At 71.0% G+C, this 19,180-nt stretch carries 13 protein-coding genes and 1 pseudogene; 8 read left to right on the forward strand and 6 right to left on the reverse strand.

Annotation, left to right across the window (positions count from 1 at the left end; genetic code table 11):
• Positions 1 to 38 precede the first annotated feature (38 nt).
• The 3 genes from LNW72_RS16775 (at position 39) to LNW72_RS16785 (ending at position 5,303) form a co-directional block, all read left to right on the forward strand.
• Entirely contained in the window at positions 39 to 1,712 is a 1,674-nt protein-coding gene (locus tag LNW72_RS16775) for an LCP family protein (protein WP_250976161.1), read from the forward strand.
• Between the two features lie 358 nt (positions 1,713 to 2,070).
• Positions 2,071 to 3,552: an LCP family protein gene (locus LNW72_RS16780; protein WP_250976162.1), complete on the forward strand. Its 1,482-nt coding sequence runs from the start codon at positions 2,071 to 2,073 to the stop codon at positions 3,550 to 3,552.
• A gap of 5 nt (positions 3,553 to 3,557) precedes the next feature.
• Positions 3,558 to 5,303 (forward strand): LCP family protein, encoded by a 1,746-nt coding sequence (locus LNW72_RS16785; RefSeq protein WP_250976163.1) that lies wholly within the window; start codon positions 3,558 to 3,560, stop codon positions 5,301 to 5,303.
• A gap of 59 nt (positions 5,304 to 5,362) precedes the next feature.
• On the opposite strand, the gene LNW72_RS16790 is transcribed toward LNW72_RS16785, so the two are convergent.
• Positions 5,363 to 6,394 (reverse strand): glycosyltransferase family 2 protein, encoded by a 1,032-nt coding sequence (locus tag LNW72_RS16790; RefSeq protein WP_250976164.1) that lies wholly within the window; start codon positions 6,392 to 6,394, stop codon positions 5,363 to 5,365.
• Positions 6,395 to 6,504: 110 nt separating this feature from the next.
• Here LNW72_RS16790 and LNW72_RS16795 point away from each other — a divergent pair, with 110 nt between their 5' ends.
• On the forward strand, positions 6,505 to 8,028 hold the full coding sequence (locus LNW72_RS16795; protein ID WP_250976165.1) for an LCP family protein: 1,524 nt from the start codon (positions 6,505 to 6,507) through the stop codon (positions 8,026 to 8,028).
• Positions 8,029 to 8,061: 33 nt separating this feature from the next.
• Here the strand turns inward: LNW72_RS16795 and LNW72_RS16800 are convergent, their stop codons facing one another.
• Both LNW72_RS16800 and LNW72_RS16805 read right to left on the reverse strand, forming a co-directional pair.
• Entirely contained in the window at positions 8,062 to 8,616 is a 555-nt protein-coding gene (locus LNW72_RS16800; protein WP_250976166.1) for an acyl-CoA thioesterase, read from the reverse strand.
• Positions 8,617 to 8,674: 58 nt separating this feature from the next.
• Positions 8,675 to 9,907 carry a cytochrome P450 gene (locus tag LNW72_RS16805; protein ID WP_250976167.1) on the reverse strand — a complete coding sequence of 411 codons (1,233 nt, stop codon included), beginning with the start codon at positions 9,905 to 9,907 and terminating at the stop codon, positions 8,675 to 8,677.
• A gap of 269 nt (positions 9,908 to 10,176) precedes the next feature.
• Here LNW72_RS16805 and LNW72_RS16810 point away from each other — a divergent pair, with 269 nt between their 5' ends.
• The 3 genes from LNW72_RS16810 to LNW72_RS16820 all read left to right on the forward strand — a co-directional run bounded on the left by LNW72_RS16810 (position 10,177) and on the right by LNW72_RS16820 (position 14,543).
• Complete coding sequence (locus tag LNW72_RS16810) at positions 10,177 to 11,805, forward strand: hypothetical protein (protein ID WP_250976168.1); 1,629 nt, start codon at positions 10,177 to 10,179, stop codon at positions 11,803 to 11,805.
• A gap of 82 nt (positions 11,806 to 11,887) precedes the next feature.
• Complete coding sequence (locus LNW72_RS16815) at positions 11,888 to 13,096, forward strand: LCP family protein (protein WP_250976169.1); 1,209 nt, start codon at positions 11,888 to 11,890, stop codon at positions 13,094 to 13,096.
• 202 nt (positions 13,097 to 13,298) lie between these two features.
• Positions 13,299 to 14,543, forward strand: a complete 1,245-nt coding sequence (locus LNW72_RS16820; RefSeq protein WP_250976170.1) for an acyltransferase — start codon at positions 13,299 to 13,301, stop codon at positions 14,541 to 14,543.
• A gap of 80 nt (positions 14,544 to 14,623) precedes the next feature.
• Here the strand turns inward: LNW72_RS16820 and LNW72_RS16825 are convergent, their stop codons facing one another.
• Together LNW72_RS16825 and LNW72_RS16830 are read right to left on the reverse strand one after the other, a co-directional pair.
• Entirely contained in the window at positions 14,624 to 15,799 is a 1,176-nt protein-coding gene (locus LNW72_RS16825; RefSeq protein WP_285369590.1) for an acyl-CoA dehydrogenase family protein, read from the reverse strand.
• Positions 15,800 to 15,892: 93 nt separating this feature from the next.
• Complete coding sequence (locus tag LNW72_RS16830; RefSeq protein ID WP_250976171.1) at positions 15,893 to 17,152, reverse strand: LCP family protein; 1,260 nt, start codon at positions 17,150 to 17,152, stop codon at positions 15,893 to 15,895.
• A 106-nt stretch (positions 17,153 to 17,258) separates the two neighbouring features.
• Here LNW72_RS16830 and LNW72_RS16835 point away from each other — a divergent pair, with 106 nt between their 5' ends.
• Positions 17,259 to 18,602, forward strand: coding sequence for a UDP-glucose/GDP-mannose dehydrogenase family protein (locus LNW72_RS16835; protein WP_250976172.1), 1,344 nt, complete (start codon positions 17,259 to 17,261; stop codon positions 18,600 to 18,602).
• 153 nt (positions 18,603 to 18,755) lie between these two features.
• Here the strand turns inward: LNW72_RS16835 and LNW72_RS16840 are convergent.
• Positions 18,756 to 19,124, reverse strand: a pseudogene (locus LNW72_RS16840) (MerR family transcriptional regulator); the annotation flags it as partial.
• Between the last annotated feature and the right edge of the window lie 56 nt (positions 19,125 to 19,180).

Raw genomic sequence — 19,180 nt, forward strand, 5'->3', positions numbered from 1 at the left:
CAGGCGCCGCGTGGCACCGACGGAGGACCCGAGCAACCGTGGACACGCAAGGCCACAGGAACATCGACCCGGCAGACCAGTGGGTCCTTGATCCGGAGACGGGCAGCTACGTGCTGCGGATTGATCCCGAACAGCCTCCGTCACCCAGCGTGTCCGCACAGGGCGGCAGGCGTGAGCGCCGCGAACAGCAGGGCACCCGCAGCGCCCCGTCGAACCCCTCGGACGCACCGAACCGGGCGAGCCGCCGCAAGGCCAAGCCCCGGAAGTCCCGCAAGAAGAAGGTCCTCGTCTGGACCGCGGCCACGGTCGGCTTCGTGCTGGTCGCCGGCTCCATCGGCGGCTATCTGGTCTACCAGCACTTCAACAACAACATCACCACCGTCGACGTCGGCGACGCGGGCAACAAGGACGTCACCGCCGACGGTCCGGTGAACATCCTCGTGATCGGCACCGACAGCCGTGAGGGGCTCGGCAAGGAGTACGGCGACGCGGGCAGCGTCGGCCATGCCGACACCACGATCCTGTTCCATGTCTCCAAGGACCGGACCAACGCGACCGCGTTGAGCATTCCGCGCGACCTGATGACCGACATCCCGGACTGCCCGACGAAGCAGAAGGACGGCTCGACGAAGGTCGTCGCCGCGGAGAAGAACGTCCGGTTCAACACCAGCCTCGGCCAGGAGGGCCGTGACCCGGGGTGCACCATGCGCGCGGTGAAGGCGCTGACCGGGGTGAGCGTGGACCACTTCATGATGGCCAACTTCACCGCGGTCAAGGACCTGTCGACCGCGGTCGGCGGGGTCGACATCTGCCTGGCCAAGCCGATCAAGGACCCCAAGTCGCACCTCGACCTCGGCAAGGGCCACCACAAGGTCTCGGGCGACGACGCGCTCGCGTTCGTACGGACCCGGCACGCGGTCGGTTTCGGCGGCGACCTGGACCGCATCAAGCTCCAGCAGCAGTTCCTGGGCTCGATGATCCGCCAGATGAAGTCCGGTGACACCCTCACCAGCCCCAGCAAGCTGTGGAAGCTGGCGAACGCGGCCACCAAGGCGCTCACCGTCGACAGTGCCATCGGCAGCATCTCGAAACTGTCCGACCTGGCGAAGGACCTCAGCGCGGTCGACACCAAGAACATCACCTTCGCCACCGTCCCGGTCATCGACAACCCGGCGGACGGCAAGGTGCACAAGACGGTCATCCTCGACCCGACCAAGGCCCAGCAGGTCTTCTCCATGGTGAAGGGCGACATCTCGCTGACCGAGGTGGCGAAGAAGCCGGGCACCCCGGACGCCTCCAAGGCCCCGGACAGACTGTCCGGCTCCAAGGCCCCCGCGTCACAGGTTCGCGTCAAGGTGTTCAACGGCAGTGGCGTAACCGGGGCCGCGCAGGACACCATCAACTGGCTGCAGAACAACAAGGCCGTCAACCGCTCCACCAACGGCGGCAACGCCCCGGCCGGAACGGTGGCGACGACCACGCTCGTCTACGCGCCGAACCAGGCCGACCAGGCGCGCGCCCTGGCCGCGATGATGGGGCTGCCGGCGTCCGCGCTGCAGCCGGGGACCGCCGACGCGGCGGCCAAGGCCAACATGACGCTCACCCTTGGCAAGGACTTCAAGGGAGCGGGAACACCGATAGCCGCGCCGACTTCGGCGCCGGAGGGAATTCAGAAGGTCGTGGCGGACGACAAGAGCGTCTGCGCGAAATGACGTATCCAGGGGGGGCCATGCGGGACAGCGGTGTACGGGGCGGTGGGGCGCGAGACGCCCGAGGGCCGGGAGATCCCGGCTGGGACGAGAGCTTGTACCAGGACCGGGACCAGGGCGGGGCCAGGGCGGGGGCCAGGGCCGGGACGGATCCGGTGACGGCACCGCCTCGCGCACGGGCTCCCATCCGAGCCCCGGCGCGGGCACCGTCACGGGCGCCGTCACCGACCCCTCGCTGGTCGGCGCCGGCACGGCCGCGGTACCCGGGCAGCGGAACGGCGGTACCGGCGGGGGCGGCGGACACCGCCGCGCCGGTGGCCGGCGGCAGCCGCGCAGCCGGAAGAGCAGGATATTCCGCTGGGTGGCGGGCACGCTCTCGCTGCTCATCCTCGCCGGCGCCGGCGCGGGATACGCGTACTACGAGTACCTCGCCGGAAAGATCCGCACCGGTGACCTGAACAACGGCAAGAGCGATGTGGCGCCGTCCAAGGCGAACGCGAACGGCGACACCCCGCTGAACGTCCTGGTGCTCGGCTCCGACGCCCGCGACTCCGAGGCCAACAAGGATCTGGGCGGCGCCCGCGACACGGCGGGCGAACCGCCCCGGGCCGACGTCATCATGCTGCTCCACATATCGGCCGACCGCAGCAACATGTCGGTGGTCAGCATTCCCCGCGACACCCGGATGCCCATCCCGGAGTGCACGGACACCACCACCGGCAAGGTGTTCAAGGCGACCGAGAACGACATCATCAACGAGTCGCTGGGCCGCGGCGGCGCGGGCTGCACGCGCGCGGCGATCCAGAACCTGACCGGCGTCTACATCGACCACTGGATGACCGTCGACTTCGCCGGCGTGGTGAAGATGGCCGACGCCGTCGGCAATGTCGAGGTCTGCGTCAAGCAGAACATCTGGGACCATCCGACCCCGGCCCAGAAGGGCGGCTCCGGTCTGAAGATGAAGGCCGGCACCTGGCCGGTCAAGGGCCAGCAGGCGCTGCAGTGGCTGCGCACCCGGCACGCCTTCGGTGACGACGCGGGCCGCGCCAAGGCGCAGCACATGTACCTCAACTCGATGATGCGCAATCTGCAGAGCCAGAGCCTGTTCACCAACCCGGCCCGCCTCAACAACCTGGCGACGAAGGCGATGGAGGCGTTCCGGGTCTCGAAGGAGATCGGCACGCCGAAGAAGCTCTACGACCTCGGCATGGAGCTCAAGAGCGTGCCGGCCAACCGGATGACGATGCTGACGATGCCGCACCTCGCCGACCCGCTGAACCCCGACGCCCACTACGTCCCGGCCAAGGCGGACGCGGCGAAGATCTGGACGCTGCTGCGCAACGACGTCGCCATGGACGCCAACGGCACCGCCGCGAACACCCCGAAGCCGGCTCCGACCAAGTCGGGCCCGGCCGCCGCGGCCCCGGCCACCATCGCGGTCAGCGTCGTGAACGGCACCGCGGGCGACAAGAACGGCTCGGCCGTCGGGAACCGCGCGTCCAACGTCTCCAAGGCGCTGGTCACGGGCGGCTTCACGAAGGCGAAGGCCAGTCAGTCCGCGAACCCCAGCAAGGGCACGGTCGTCAACTACCCCACGAGCGCCGGTGAGCAGGGCAGGGCCGACGCGCTGTCCGTCGCCGCCGCCCTGAAGATCCCGGCCGCCGCGGTGAAGGCCTCCGCCGATGTGACGGGCGTCATCGTCATCGTCGGTGCGGACTGGACCACGGGCACCGACTACGGCAAGACGGCTCCGGGCGCCGGCTCCGTCCCGACCAACGCGGACGCGCTGAACGGCACCGACAAGGGCTGCATGGACGTCTACAAGCCCTACCAGTGGAAGTAGAGGACGTGGAGCACCGGCGAACCAGAGGCGCGGCGACGCGGAGCGACGTTCCCGCGCAGAACAGCCCCTCAGAACTGGGCTGGGACGACAGTCTGTACCGGTCGGACGCCGGCGGGGCCGGCGCGGATCCGTACGCGGACGACACGTCGCGGACTCCTGGCTCGCCGTCCGCAGAAACGTCTCGGCAGGCAGCGGGCAGCGGTCACCGCCGGGGTGGCTCCCGGTCCCGCAAGGCGCCGCGGAGCGGCCGGCGCCGGGCCCTGCGCTGGATCGGGATCGGCACCGCGGTGGCGGTGCTCGGCACGGCCGGCGCGGGCTGGGCGTACTACGAGCACCTCAACGCGAACATCAAGAAGGACGAGCTCAACCTCAGCGACGCGAAGCTCTCCAAGCCGCAGGCCAACGCCGAGGGCGAGACGCCGCTCAACATCCTGCTGATGGGCTCCGACAGCCGGAACTCCGACGAGAACGTCAAGCTCGGCGGCGCCGCGGACACCCGGGGCGAGAAGCCCCGTGCCGACGTCCAGATGCTGCTGCACCTGTCGGCCGACCGCAGCAACATGACGGTCATCAGCATCCCGCGCGACACCCGGGTGGCCATCCCCAAGTGCACCGACCCGCACGACGGCACGGTCTACCAGAAGTCCGAGGACATCATCAACGCCAGCCTCACGCACGGCGGTCCCGGCTGCACGGTCGCCACGTGGGAGGAGATGACGGGCATCTCCATCGACCACTTCATGATGGTCGACTTCGCCGGAGTGGTGAAGATGGCCGACGCCATCGGCGGCGTCCCGGTCTGCGTCGACAAGAACATCTACGACAAGCAGTCCGGGCTGAAGCTCAAGGCCGGCACCTCGACCATCAAGGACGAGCAGGCCCTGCAGTGGCTGCGCACCCGGCACGGCTTCGAGGACGGCACCGACCTCGGCCGTACGCACGCGCAGCACCTGTACATGAACTCGATGATCCGCGAGCTCAAGAAGGGCGCGAAGCTCACCGACCCGGGGCAGCTCACCGGCCTCGCCGAGGCGGCGACCAAGTCGGTCACCGTCGACACCGGCCTCGGCACCGTCAAGAAGCTGTACGACCTGGGCAACGAGCTGAAGAAGGTGCCCGCCGACCGGATCACCATGACCACGATGCCGTGGGACTGGGACCCCAAGAACAAGGCGCACGTCATCCCGAAGCCGGGTGACGCCGACAAGCTCTTCGCGCTGGTGCGCGCGGACAACCCGGTCGACGGCAAGGCCAAGGCGCCGACGCCCGGGGCCGCCGCCACCGCGACCGCCTCGCCCGCCGACCCGGCGGCGCCGAAGGGCGAGATCGACGTCTCGGTGCGGAACGGCACCGCCACCGCGTCGCAGGCGGCGGTCAGCGGCCGTGCCAAGACCATCGTCGGCCGGCTCAGCACCCTCGGCTTCACCCGGGCCGCCCCCGACACCACCCCGCAGCCGCAGGCCGACACCACGGTCAGCTACCCGAGCGCCACCCTGAAGGGCGACGCACAGGCGGTGGCCAAGGCACTGGGGCTGCCGGACAGCGCGGTACGGAGCTCCAAGAGCGTGACCAAGGTGACGGTGGTCATCGGCTCCGACTGGCGTACGGGCACCACGTACCCGAGGACCGCGGGCGGTTCGGGCTCCGGAGCCCCGGACAAGGCGCCGTCCACCTCGTCCGCGCTCAACGGCGCCGACACTTCGGCGTGCATGAAGGTGAACACGTACCCGGGCGCCCACTACGTCTGGTAGCGGACCCCCGGACATGGCGCCGGCCCGGACCGACAGCGGTCCGGGCCGGCGCGGTGCGTTCAGACGCCGGCCGTCGTCACACTGGGACGCCGGCTGGCGATGACCTTGTTGGCCAGGGACCGCGGGCTGGTGAGGAAACCCCAGCCCCAGCACATGTGCATGGTCGCGAGCGCGACCGGGATCCGCACCCGGGCGGCGAACGACAGGCCCTTGCCCGCCGGGACCGAGCCGAGTCCGATGGCGGCGAGGTAGCCGGCCGGGACCACGAAGCCCCACGGGGTGACGGCCGCGCCCACCACGACGCCCGCCGCGATGGCGAGAACGGCGGCCGGGGGCGCGAGGTAGCGGACGTTGACGGAACCGCGGTGGTAGCGGGCGACGACATGGCGCCAGCGGCCGTAGTTCTTGTACTGCTTCGCCAGCTCGCGCACGTTCGGCCGGGGCCGGTAGGAGACGCGCAGCTCGGGCGAGAACCAGATGAGGTGGCCGGCCTCACGGATCCGGTAGTTCAGCTCCCAGTCCTGGGCGCGGATGAACTCCTCGTTGTAGCCGCCCTGCTGCTCCAGCACCTCACGGCGGAAGACGCCGAGGTAGACGGTGTCGGCCGGGGCCGCGACACCGCCGGTGTGGAAGGCCGCGTTGCCGACGCCGACCTTGGACGTCATGGCGGCGGCCACCGCGTCCTCCCAGGCGTTCTCGCCCTCGGCGTGCATGATGCCGCCGACGTTGGCCGCGCCGGTCTCGGCCAGCAGCCGCACGGCGGTGGCGATGTAGTCCGGCGAGAGCATCCCGTGCCCGTCGACACGGACCACTACCGGGTGCCGGGACGCCTTGATCGCGGCGTTCAGCGCGGCGGGGGTGCGGCCGGTCGGGTTGGGCACGGTGTGGACCCGCGGGTCCTCCGCGACCAGCTCGGCGGCGATCTCGTCCGTACGGTCCGCGGAGGGGCCGAGCGCGATGACGACCTCGAGCTCACCTGGGTAGTCCTGCTCCAGGATGTGCCGGACGGAGTCGCGCAGGTGACGTTCCTCGTTGAGCACCGGCATGATCACGGAGACAGCGGGGGTGGCGGGGTCGTTGGCAGCGTTCATCGCGGGAAACGTTACCGCGAATGGGGGACCCCAGCGTGTGGGGGGCTTTGAATACTGTCCGTTTTGTCTAGCCTGACCGGGTCCCCTGTCTCCCGCGGAGGTGCGCCCCGATGACGGTTCCACCCGCTCGCCCGCCCGCCACCCCGCCCCGCAGGCCCCGCCCACCGGTGAATCCCGCCCGGCGACCGGGACCGCGACCGGGCACGCGGCGGGGACCCCGGTCCGGCGGACGGCAGGTGCGCTGGAGCACCCGGATCGCCGGCGGGCTGGCCCTGGCGATCATCACGACCAGCGGCGTCGGCCACGCCGTGGTCAGCGGAGTGGGCGACAGCATCGGCCGGGTGGACGCGTTCGGCGGGATGCGGGACCGCCCCGGCAGTACCAAGGGCATCAACTTCCTGCTGGTCGGCACCGACGGGCGGGACGGGCTGAAACCGGCCGACAAGGAGCGCTACCACCTCGGCGGAGCGCCCTGCCACTGCACCGACACGATCATGCTGGTGCATCTGTCGGAGGACCGTTCCCGGGTGAGCGTCGTCAGCATCCCGCGCGACAGCTACGTCATGCTGCCGCCGCACGACGACGCGTTCAGCGGCGCCCGGCACGTCAGCCACGCCGCGAAGATCAACGCGGCCTACGCGGACGGCGGCCCCCGGCTCACCGTCGCCACGGTGGAGAAGATGACCGGGGTGCACATCGACCACTACCTGGAGATCGACTTCACCAGCTTCATGAAGACGGTGGACGTCCTCGGCGGCGTCCAGGTCTGCACGGTCCGCCCGCTGAAGGACTCGTACACCGGCCTCAACCTGCCGGTCGGCACCTCCCAGCTGAACGGTGGCGCGGCCCTGCAGTACGTCCGCTCCCGCCACCTCGACGGCGCCTCCGACCTGGGGCGGATGCAGCGCCAGCAGCGCTTCCTCGCCCAGATCATCCACAAGATCACCAGTGGTGGTCTGCTCACCGACCCGGTCAAGCTCAGCCGGGTCGCCTCCACCGTGCTCGGATCGGTCCGCGCCGACCAGGACCTCAAGCCGAAGGACCTGATCTCGCTGGCCCAGGGCCTGCGCGGCTTCACCCCCGGCTCGTCGGAGTTCACCTCGGTGCCGATCGGCAACATGGGCTACCAGGTCAAGGGCATCGGCTCGACGGTGAAGTGGGACGACGCCAAGGCAGGCAAGCTCTGGGCGGCGATCCGCGCGGACCAGCCGCTGGCCGTCCGCGCCCCGGCCGACGCCAAGCGCCGGCAGTCGAAGGTCCAGGTGGACGTCGATCCGCACGCGGTCCGGGTCCAGGTCGACAACGGGACGGCCGTCACCGGCCTCGGCGACCGGGCGGACAAGGCGCTGCGCGCCACCGGCTTCGCCACGACGGGCTCGCCCGGCAACGCCAACGTGCACAACGTGCCGCGCACCGTCATCCGCTTCGACCCCCGCTGGGACCGCTCGGCGAAGTCCCTGGCGGCCGCGCTGCCGGGTGCGGAGCTGGTGCCGGCCGTCGGGCAGGGACCGCTGATGAAGGTGACCATCGGCGCCGGGTACAAGGGCGTGACGACGATCCGGGCGCAGGATCCGGCACCGGCCACGGGTGGCGGGGCGGGCGCGGTGACCGGCGACCAGGTGGTGTGCGCCTGAGCCGCCGGGCCACGACAGGCTCTAGGACAGGCCCTAGTCGTCGAATCCTTCGGCGGCGCGCTTCTCGCGGAGCTCCCTGATGGCCTCGCGCCGGGCGAGCCGGTGCATCCGGCGGATCTGCGCCTCCTGGTACCGCCGCTTGTCCGTCTCGGTCTCCGGGATCACCGGCGGGACCGGCCGGGTCCTGCCGTACTCGTCGACCGCGGCGAACACGAGGTAGGCGCTGCCGACCTGGGTCGCGGGGGTGGACTCGTTCCACCGCTCGGCCATGACGCGCACGCCGATCTCCATGGACGAGCGCCCGGTCCAGTTGCACTGGGCGCGCACATGGACGAGGTCACCGACCCGGACCGGCTCCAGGAAGACCATCTCGTCCATCGACGCGGTGACCGCCGGGCCGCCCGAGTGCCGGCCGGCGACGGCGCCCGCCGCGTCGTCGACGAGTTTCATGATCACGCCGCCGTGCACGGTGCCGAGCAGATTGGTGTCGTGCGCCGTCATGATGTGCGACAGCGTCGTGCGGGCTGCCGCGGTCGGCTTGCCCGGAAGCCCGGCTTCCGGGGTACTGCCGGCGAGATCGGTGGTCATGCGTCCACCATAAGCCGGGCTCCGGACGCGCTCCTCCCGGGCACGTTCCTCCGCCGCGCTACACCGAGAGCCGCACCGGAAGCTCGCGCAGGCTGTTCACCAGGATCGACGGATTGTTCACCAGCTGCTCCTCGGGCACGGCCAGGGCGAGAGCGGGGAACCGGTCGAAGAGCGCGGGCAGCGCGACCAGGGCCTCCAGCCGGCCGAGGGGCGCGCCGGGGCAGACGTGCGGGCCGTAGCCGAAGGAGAGGTGCCGGGCGGCGTCGCGGGTGATGTCGAACTCCTCGGCGGTCGGCCCGTGCTGCACCTCGTCCCGGCCGATCGCGCCGTAGGAGATCATCACCGCGTCGCCCTCCTTGATGACCACGCCGCCGACCGGGATGTCCTCGGTGGCGTAGCGGAACAGGAAGTTGGTGGTCGGCGGCGACCAGCGCAGCGTCTCCTCGACGACCGCCGCCCAGGGGACGGCTCCCGAGCGGACCAGCGCCAGCTGGTCGGGGTGGGTGAGCAGCCCGCGTACGGCGCTCACCATCAGATTGATGGTGGTCTCATGACCTGCGGCGATCATGACCAGGAGGGTGCCGACCAGCTCCTCGTCGGACAGCCGGTCGCCGCCCTCGGTGGCGGCGAGCAGCGCGCTGGTGAGGTCGTCGCCCGGCCGCCGCTTCTTCTCCGCCACGACGCTCGCGAAGAACGCGAACAGCTCGGCCATCGCCGCCCGCACCTCGTCGGCGGGGGTGACGCTGCTGAAGAAGGTGTCGTACAGCTCGCGCAGCCGGGTGTGCTCAGTGGCCTCGACGCCCATCAGCTCGCTGATGACGCGCATCGGCAGTTTGAACGCGAACACGGTCTTGAAGTCGACGACGGCGCCGCCCGCGCCGGCCGCCTCGAACTCGTCGAGGATCGTGCGGGTGATCTCCTCGATCCGCGGCCGCAGCCGCTCCATCCGGCGCGGGGTGAGTGCCTGGGCGGTGAGCAGCCGCTGCCGTTTGTGCTCGTCGCCGTCGGCGGTGACCATGCTCGTGCCGGGGGCGACCAGACCGATCAGCGGCCACGTCGTGGGGATCTCCCCGCGGGTCCAGGCGCCCCAGCGGTTGATGTCCTTCACCAGGCGCGCGTCGGTGAGCAGCCGGCGGGCTTCGGCGTGGCGCGTGACGGCCCAGCACTCGACTCCGCCGGGCACCTCGATGGCGACCACGGGCCCGGCCTGCCGTAGCAGGGCGCCCTCCCCGACAAGATCACGTACGAGCGGGTCGAGGGCGATGCGACTGTGGTCGACGGGGCAGGTCATGGTTGCCTCCAAGGGGATGGCAGAAGCTGACCGTTCCGGCCACCCCATTGTCAATAACCGTTCAGCGAACGGCATTTGGTGCCATCGACCGGTGGCACTCCAGGCCCCGCGGAAGCCGGGCGTCCGGGCCCGGATCCGGGCCCCGCGGCGCGGCCGGAGCGCCCGTGTAGCTTCGCTGTTGCCTCACCGCGCCAACGAACTTTCACAGCCGGTCATTTGACGGCGCTACAGTGCGGCATCCGAAAGCCGAGGACGGGGAGGGGGACCGCATGCCGGGGAACCGCGCGGTGACCGACGGGGACCAGCCCTTGGGCCACCCGTTGAGCTGTATACGCGCGGAGCGCGGCTGGACGTACCAGGACGTGGTGGACATCGTGGCCCGCCGGGTCGGCAACATGTCCGCCCGCCGGGAGAAGGCGTGGCGCTGGGAGCACCGCGGTGTCGTCCCCGATCTGGAGACCCAGCAGGCCCTGGCCAGCGAACTGGGCGTTCCGCACGCCCTGTTGTCCTCCTCCCCGTGGCCGGCGTGGCTGCCGGTGGGCGACCGTACGGCGGCACGCGTCGCGTGGACGCCGCAGGACTGCGTGGCCGCGCTCGACGCGACGGCCGGCACCGCGCTGCACGACCGGCGCGGGTTCGTGGTCGCGGGTGCGGGCAGCGCCGCGGCGGCGGCCCAGCGGTGGCTCGCGCTCGCCCCCCTGTCGTGGCCCCTGCCGGCGACCGTGCCGGCGCCGACGGCCGCGCCGCCCGCGCCCACGCCGCTGCTCGTCCCCGCGTCCGGAGCCGCCCCACTGCCGGCCTCCACCCCGCTGCCAGTCCCCGTACCGCCGGTCCCCGTCCCGGTCTCCGTACCGGCGCAGCGCACCGGTCCGTCCGCCGTGCCCGACGCTCCCGCCGACCCCGTTCCGCCCGCGCTGCTCGCCGCGCTCGGCGCTCTGGAGGAGCGGGTCCCGGCGCTGCGCCGGATGGAGGCCGCGCTCGGCGGCGGGCCGGTCCGCGCGGTCGCCGACGCCGAGCTGCGCCTCGTCACCGATCTGCTGGCCAGGGGGCCCGCCGCCCGGCCGGGACCGGCCGCCGCGGAGCTCCCGGCACGACGGCTGTTCGCGGTCGCGGGCGAGCTGGCGTGCCTCGCGGGCCGCGCCTGCTTCGACACCGGGCACGAGGCCGCGGCCGAGCGGTACTTCAGCGCCGCCCTCTCGGCCGCGCACGCGGCCGCCGACCGGCCGCTCGGGGCGCGGGTCCTCTCCGCCATGAGCCTGCAGTGCCTGAGCGCCGGGCGCCCGCAGGAGGCGCTGGCCGTGGCGCGGGCCGCCCGCGCCGGCCTCGCCAGGGAAGCGGCGGGCGACGGCCGCGCCGCCACCCCGGCCGTGACCCCCGCCACAGCCACGCCCACGGCCGCCGGAGAGCTCTCCGGCTCCGTACGCCACTCCGCCGCGCTGCTCATGGCCCGGCAGGCCCGGGCCCACGCCGTACTGGGGCAGGCCGACGTGTGCCAGCGGCTGCTCGCCGCGGCGGGCGCCATCCTCACCCCGGACGCCCGGAGCAGCGCCGACCACCGTGCCGACTACTGCGCGGAGGCCGCGGCCTGCGAGCTGGCGCTGGGCCGTCCGGCCGCCGCCGACCACTGGCTCCGGCGGACCCTCGCCGCGCTGCCCGAGGGCCGGGCCCGTGACCGGGCCGGCACCCTCGTCCTGCGGGCCGTGGCCGCGCTCGACCAGGGGGCCGCGGACCGGGCCCGGGGGCTGGCCACCGACGCCGGACGGGCGGTCGAGGGCATCGACTCCCCCCGGGTGCACCGGGCCCTGGCGGCGCTCTGGGAGCGGCTGCACGGCCGTCCCGAGCGGCACGGCGGGGGCCGGGAGACCCCTGGCCGGGACTTCGCGATGACCGCTCTGTGACATCCGTGCGGAAATGCATCGGGTCTGCCACAGAACCGCCTGCGATTGCCGGTGGGTGCCCTCCAGCGGGCACACTTTGCCTATGAGCGGATGGACCAACGAAGCAGAGCAGCGCCGGCGCACCGAGCCGCCACTGCCCCCCGAGCTGTCGCCGCGCCGTGGCGCGGCCGCCGCCCGTGCGGGCTCGGGCGCCGCGGGCGGGGTTCCCCCGCAGCCTTCGTACGGCGGCGGATCCGGCGGCGACGGCTACGGGCCGCCCAGCACCGGCGGCGGTCGCGGCCGGGGTTCAGGACGCCGCCCCGGCAGCCGGGCCCGCATCGTGAAGTTCACGTTGCTGGGTCTGGTCGTGGCGCTGCTGGTGGTGTCCGTGAGCACCTACTTCTGGGCCGACGGCAAGGTGCGCCGCGAGGTGGACCTCAGCAAGGTCGAGGACCGGCCGACCGGCGGCAAGGGCACGAACTACCTCATCGTCGGCTCCGACAGCCGTGAGGGGCTCTCCAAGGAGCAGGAGCAGGATCTGCACACCGGCGCCGCCGAGGGCAAGCGCACCGACTCGATGATGGTGCTGCACGTCGGTGACAACGGGAACACGATGCTCAGCCTGCCGCGTGACTCGTACGTCACCATCCCGGCCTTCACCGGCCAGCAGTCCCACAAGCGCTACCCCGAGGCCACCCACAAGCTGAACCGGGCCTACGCGGACGGCGGCCCCGAGCTGCTCACCAGGACCGTCGAGTACAACACCGGTCTGCACATCGACCACTACGCCGAGATCGGCTTCTCCGGCTTCGTGAACCTGGTGGACGCGCTCGGCGGGGTCGACATGTGCCTCGACAAGCCGCTCAAGGACAAGGCGTCGGGCGCGGACTTCCCGGCCGGCTGCCAGACGCTGGACGGCAAGCAGGGTCTCGCCTTCGTCCGGCAGCGGCACCAGGAGGCCGACCAGGACCTGGGCCGGATGCGCAACCAGCAGAAGTTCCTGTCGTCGCTCGCCCACCAGGCGGCTTCGCCGGCCACCGTGCTGGACCCGTTCACGCTCTACCCGGTGATCAGCTCCGGCCTCGACACCCTCATCGTCGACAAGGACATGAGCCTGTGGAACATCACCTCGATGTTCTGGGCGATGAAGGGCGTGACCGGCGGCGACGGCAAGTCGATGACCGTTCCGATCTCCACCGCGAACCTGCCGACGCGCAACGACGGCGTCGCGGTGAAGTGGGACTCCACGAAGTCGAAGCAGCTCTTCGCCCAGCTGAAGAACGACGAGACGGTCACCGTCACTTCCAAGTGACGCGGCTTCCGCGGCCGGCCGCGGAAGCCCCCGGCCCCAGCGGATCTATGCGCTCCCTTTGACAGTCATATCAAAGTAACTTCACACTGACCTCTCACGAAACGAACAGTGCGGCGCCCCCGGGAGACCAGGGGGCGCCCGCTGGTCTCCGACCAGCCGACGCGGCGCTCGATACACGCAACGGCGATCGCGATGGGATGTCATGGGAGTCGCACGAGTGGGCCGGGGTTCGTTCCGCTGGTCCCGTGGCACGGTCGCGGAGCTCTTCTCCGGCCGGAACAACAGCCTGGGTCTGCTGCGGCTGTTGCTGTCGGTCTCGGTCCTCGTCTCGCACTCCCTGATCCTGGGATTCGGCTACAAGGAACCCCTCGCGCGGTTCTCCCAGGGCCAGACCACCCTCGGCACCGTGGCCGTCTTCGGCTTCTTCGTCCTGTCCGGGATCCTGGTGACCCGCAGCGGCAGCCGGCTGACCATCGGCCGGTTCATCTGGCACCGCGCGCTGCGCCTGCTCCCCGGCCTGTGGGCCTGTCTGCTCGTCACCGCCCTGCTGGTGGCGCCGTTCCTGTTCTGGCGGCAGCACAGCAACCTGACGGGATTCTGGGACCATCCGCACGGACCGCTGCACTACCTCCACCGGAACTGGGGCGCGGGCTCGCGGGAGTACCCCATATCCGGCGTGATGGAGACCGCGAAGGCCCACGGGCTGGCGTACAACACCTCCTTCAACGGAGCGCTGTGGTCCCTCAAGCTGGAGATCTTCTGCTATCTGGGAGTGGCGGTACTCGTCCTGACCGGCTCGGTGCTGCGGTCGCGCCGGGTCGTGGTGGCCGTCGCCCTCGTCCTGGGCTGGCTGGTCGTCGCCGACGCTCTGAAGCACCCGATCAGGGACGGTGCCCCGCACGCGCCCCACGGCGGGAACCTCAACCTCCCGATGCTGGGCGGACTGAGCATGAACTGGCTGGTCTACCTCGGCCTCGCCTTCGCGATCGGCGCCCTGTTCGAGCTCTACAAGGAGCACGTGCCGGTCAGCGATCCGCTCGCCGCCCTCGCCGCCCTGGTGATGCTCGTCTCGCTCCACTACGGCGCCTTCTACGCGCTCGGCGTGCCGGCCTTCGCCTATCTGCTGCTGTGGCTGGCGATCCGGCTGCCCAGGCCCTTCCAGCGGGTGGGCCGCAAGCACGACTACTCGTACGGCATCTACATATACGGCTTCGTGGTGGAACAGTCCCTGGCCGCGCTCGGCGGCGCCCGCTGGGGATTCGCCGCCTATCTGGGTCTCGCGAGTGCCGGCACCCTGGTGGCGGCCATGCTCTCCTGGCACCTGGTGGAGCACCCGGCCCTGGGGCTGAAGGACCTGCGGTCCAAGCGCCAGACGCCGTCGATCCCCGCGCAGGCGACGGGTGAGCGGGAGACCACCGCCGGCGTCCTGGCGGGCGCGGACCGCTAGAACCCGTCCGGCGGACCGGCCGGAGTACGCGAAAGCCCCGGACGGGATCCGTCCGGGGCTTTCGCGTACGTCGTCGCGGGTTACTTCGGCAGGTTGCGCGCCATCACGATGCGCTGGACCTGGTTGGTGCCCTCGTAGATCTGGGTGATCTTGGCGTCGCGCATCATGCGCTCGACCGGGTAGTCGCGCGTGTAGCCGTAGCCGCCGAGCAGCTGGATGGCGTCGATGGTGACCTCCATCGCGACGTCCGAGGCGAAGCACTTGGCGGCGGCACCGAAGAACGTCAGGTCCTCGTCCTTGGCGCCACCGGAGGTGCGCTCGGACTTGGCGGCGGCCGCGTACGTCAGCTGGCGGGCGGCCTCCAGCTTCATGGCCATGTCGGCGAGCATGAACTGCACGCCCTGGAACTCGGCGATGGCCTTGCCGAACTGCTTGCGCTCGTGGACGTACCCCTTGGCGTAGTCCAGGGCGCCCTGCGCGATGCCGATCGCCTGGGCGGCGATGGTGACGCGGGTGTGGTCGAGGGTCTTCATCGCGGTGGCGAATCCGGTGCCCTCGGCGCCGATCATGCGGTCGGCGGGGATCCGCACGTTGTCGAGGTAGACCTCGCGGGTGGGCGAGCCCTTGATGCCGAGCTTCTTCTCCGGGGCGCCGAAGGAGACGCCCTCGTCGGACTTCTCGACGACGAAGGCGCTGATGCCCTTGGAGCGCTTCTCGGGGTCGGTGACGGCCATCACCGTGTAGTACTCGCTGACGCCCGCGTTGGTGATCCAGCGCTTCACGCCGTTGAGGACGTAGAAGTCGCCGTCGCGCACCGCGCGGGTCTTCATGCCGGCCGCGTCGGAGCCCGCCTCGGGCTCGGACAGGGCGTACGAGAACATCGCGTCGCCCTTGGCCAGCGGGCCGAGGTACTTCGCCTTGAGCTCCTCGGAGCCGGACAGGATCACCGGGAGCGAGCCGAGCTTGTTCACGGCCGGGATGAGGGAGGACGACCCGCAGACGCGGGCCACCTCCTCGATCACGATCACGGTGGCCAGGGCGTCCGCGCCCGCGCCGCCGTACTCCTCCGGGACGTGCACGGCGTGCAGGTCCGCCGCGATGAGCGCGTCGAGGGCCTCCTGCGGGAAGCGGCCCTCCTCGTCGACCTCGGTCGCGAAGGGTGCGATCTTCGCCTCGGCGAGCGAACGGACCGAGTCGCGGAGCATGTCGTGCTCCTCGGACGTCCGGTAGAGGTCGAAATCGGAAGAACCGGCCAAGGCTGTCTCACTCCCCGAGTGCTAACTACCGTTAAGTAACCCTACGATCGTAGGCCGGATCCGGCCGATCGGCCCGTCCGGCCCACGTGAGCTTCACGACACCTTGTTGCCCAGCCGGTCGAGGGTGTTCGACGCCACGTAGTCGGCCATCGTGTCGTTGCGCATCGCCTCCCACAGGGCCGACGTGCCGTTGCCGTCGAGCAGGACCACCGACTGGCCCTTGATCATGTCGAAGCCGGCGACGGGCGCGTTCATGAACGCCATGTCCGAGGACCTGACGTCCTTCATGCCCCAGATCAGATCGCGCAACGCGCCGTTCGAGAGCGAATCGTCGACGCTCACCGAGTTCGTCACCTCGTCCAGCATCCGCTTCGCCTTGAGCGGGTTGCTGAGGGTGTCCCCCGACAGCACCTTGTTCAGCACCGCCCGAAGGAAGTTCTGCTGCCGGTGGGTGCGGTCCAGGTCGCCGCGCGGCAGGCCGTACCGCTCGCGTACGTAGTCCAGTGCCTCGTCGCCGTCCATGTGGTGGGTGCCGGCGTCCCACATCCCCGCGCCGTTGCGCCGCGAGACCGTCTTGTCGACGGTGATGTCCACCCCGCCGACCGCGTCGGTCAGCTTCCTGAAGCCGCTCCAGTCGACGACCGCGAGATGGTCGATCTTCACCTTGGAGAGCCGCTGCACCGTGTCGATCAGCAGCGGCGGGCCGCCCCAGGAGAAGGCCGCGTTCAGCTTGGCGCTGCCGTGGCCCGGGACCGCCACCCAGGAGTCACGGGGCAGCGAGACCACATACGCGTGCTTCCCGTCGGCCGGCAGGTGCACCAGCATCATCGTGTCGCTGCGCTGCGCACCCGGCTGCCACTCCGGCGCCTTCGCGCCCTTGCCGGTGGTCGGCAGGTCCGAGCGCGCGTCTATACCCACCAGAAGAAACGTTTGTCCTCCCTTGCTGGGCGCGGGTATCGCCGCGGCCGGCACATTCGTCGGGAACACGTTCGGGATCCGGTCGACGCGGCCGGTGTAGTGCTCGTACGCGTACCAGCCCGTACCGACGATCAGCAGCGCCCCGGTGCACAGCAGCACCACGGCGCCGAGCAGCACCCGACGGGTCCTGCGCCGCCGCCGGGCCCTGCGGACCTGTGTCTCCTGCGGGTCCTCCGCCACCCCGGGGATCAGGCCCCCGGCCTCCTCGGGCTCGGCCCTCCCGGCCCCGGCCGCCCCGCCCGGCGCCGCCGCCTCGTCCGCCTGGCCGGCCCGCTCGGCCGCCCCCTCGTCCCGCTGATCCGGTGCGGATCCCGCTGCCTTGGAGAGACCCGTTTCGGGTCTCGGTACCGCATCCCCCTGGCCGGCTCGATCCACGGCCACCACCCCCTCGCACTGTCTACGCATTCTGTCCTTCCGGCGTGGACTCTGGCCATGGCCTCACCCTGGATTTCACACACCAGGACGCGACTATGCTCTTCGCATGCCTCTGAAGCTCACCGTCATCGGCACCGGTTACCTCGGCGCCACCCACGCTGCCGCCATGGCCGAGCTCGGCTTCGAGGTACTGGGGCTGGACATCGACCCCCGCAAGATCGAGCTGCTGTCGGCCGGCAGGGTCCCGATGTACGAGCCGGGCCTCGAAGACCTGCTCGCCCGGCACGTGGCCGGTATCGCGGGATCGACCGGACGCCTGAGCTTCACCACCTCGTGGGAGGAGATCGCCGAGTTCGGCGATGTCCACTTCGTCTGTGTCAACACCCCGCAGAAACACGGCGAGTACGCCTGCGACATGTCCTACGTGGACAGCGCCTTCGAGCTGCTCGCCCCGCATCTGCGGCGGCCCGCCCTCGTCGTCGGCAAGTCCACCGTGCCGGTGGGCAGCGCCGCCCGGCTCGCCGCCCGGCTCGCCGAACTGGCCCCGGCCGGCGCCGACGCCGAGGTGGCCTGGAACCCCGAGTTCCTGCGGGAGGGCTTCGCCGTCCAGGACACCCTGCACCCCGACCGCGTCGTCGTCGGCGTCGCGAGCGCGCACGCCGAGAAGCTGCTGCGGGAGGTTTACGCGACGCCGGTGGCAGAAGGCACGCCGTTCGTCGTCGCCGACTACCCCACCGCCGAACTGGTCAAGACGGCCGCCAACGCGTTCCTCGCCACGAAGATCTCCTTCATCAACGCCATGGCCGAGGTCTGCGAGGCCGGCGACGGCGACGTCGTGAAGCTCGCCGAGGCGATCGGCCACGACGACCGGATCGGCCACAAGTTCCTGCGGGCCGGCATCGGCTTCGGCGGCGGCTGCCTCCCCAAGGACATCCGCGCGTTCATGGCCCGCGCCGGCGAACTCGGCGCCGACCAGGCGCTGACGTTCCTCCGCGAGGTCGACTCGATCAACATGCGGCGGCGCGGCCACATGGTCGAGCTCGCCCGCGAGGCGGTCGGCGGCGACAGCTTCCTCGGGAAGCGGATCGCGGTACTGGGCGCGGCCTTCAAGCCGGACTCGGACGACGTACGGGATTCGCCCGCGCTCAACGTGGCGGGCCAGATCCACCTCCAGGGCGGCCAGGTCACCGTCTACGACCCCAAGGGCATGGACAACGCCCGGCTGCTCTTCCCCACCCTCGGGTACGCGGCCACGGCGCTCGACGCGGTGCGCGGTGCGGATGTCGTTCTGCACCTCACCGAATGGCGCGAGTTCCGTGAACTCGACCCGGCGGCGCTGGGCGAGGTGGCGGCGACGCGGCACATCATCGACGGCCGCAACGCGCTGTCGCCTGCGGCGTGGCGTTCGGCGGGGTGGAAGTTCCGGGCGATGGGCCGGCCGTCGGCGTAGTCGTTGCCGTTTGTGGTGGGTCGGATGGGCGGCTCCCGATCGCAGGTTGCGGGTGAGTTCCCCCGGCTAGTGCTTCGCCGGTGCTGTCGTAGGACCGGCGGAATGGGCGCGCCTGATCGTCGTAGGCGAGGGTGAATTCGCGGTCGATGCCGGGCCGGGCCGGCAGGCGGTCCCGGTGTCCATGGATGCGGAGGCGCTGGCGATGACCGAGTCGAGCCGGTCTCGGGTGTGCGTGAGATCGGCGATGTGCTGGTCGATGCGACCGCGCTCCACAGCCAGGCGGTCGAGGAGTTCGGGTGTGGCCTTGCCGTCGATGACGCAGGGCGTGAGCTCGGCGATGGTCTTGCTCGACAGGCCGGCGGTGAACAGCTCCCGGACCAGGACGATCCGGGCGACCGCGGTTTCCGGGTAGTGGCGCTGGCCGGTGTTGCTGCGCTCGGCGGTGAGCAGGTTCTGCTCCTCGTAGTACCGCAGGGCCCGGGTGCTGACGCCTGTGCGGCGGGCGAGTTCCCCAATGCGCATTCCGAGCTCCAGGTGATCTGCGCCATAACGACTTGCCTTTGACGTCAACGTCAAGT

Origin of the sequence: Streptomyces sp. RKAG293, from assembly GCF_023701745.1 — a bacterium.
Classification (GTDB): Bacteria; Actinomycetota; Actinomycetes; order Streptomycetales; family Streptomycetaceae; genus Actinacidiphila.

Excerpts from the sequence above, each read along its gene's own strand:
- LNW72_RS16800 (WP_250976166.1), bottom strand. The coding sequence starts at position 8,616 with ATGACCACCGATCTCGCCGGCAGTACCCCGGAAGCCGGGCTTCCGGGC.
- LNW72_RS16810 (WP_250976168.1), top strand. The coding sequence starts at position 10,177 with ATGCCGGGGAACCGCGCGGTGACCGACGGGGACCAGCCCTTGGGCCAC.
- LNW72_RS16790 (WP_250976164.1), bottom strand. The coding sequence starts at position 6,394 with ATGAACGCTGCCAACGACCCCGCCACCCCCGCTGTCTCCGTGATCATG.
- LNW72_RS16835 (WP_250976172.1), top strand. The coding sequence starts at position 17,259 with ATGCCTCTGAAGCTCACCGTCATCGGCACCGGTTACCTCGGCGCCACC.
- LNW72_RS16815 (WP_250976169.1), top strand. The coding sequence starts at position 11,888 with ATGAGCGGATGGACCAACGAAGCAGAGCAGCGCCGGCGCACCGAGCCG.
- LNW72_RS16795 (WP_250976165.1), top strand. The coding sequence starts at position 6,505 with ATGACGGTTCCACCCGCTCGCCCGCCCGCCACCCCGCCCCGCAGGCCC.
- LNW72_RS16805 (WP_250976167.1), bottom strand. The coding sequence starts at position 9,907 with ATGACCTGCCCCGTCGACCACAGTCGCATCGCCCTCGACCCGCTCGTA.
- LNW72_RS16820 (WP_250976170.1), top strand. The coding sequence starts at position 13,299 with ATGGGAGTCGCACGAGTGGGCCGGGGTTCGTTCCGCTGGTCCCGTGGC.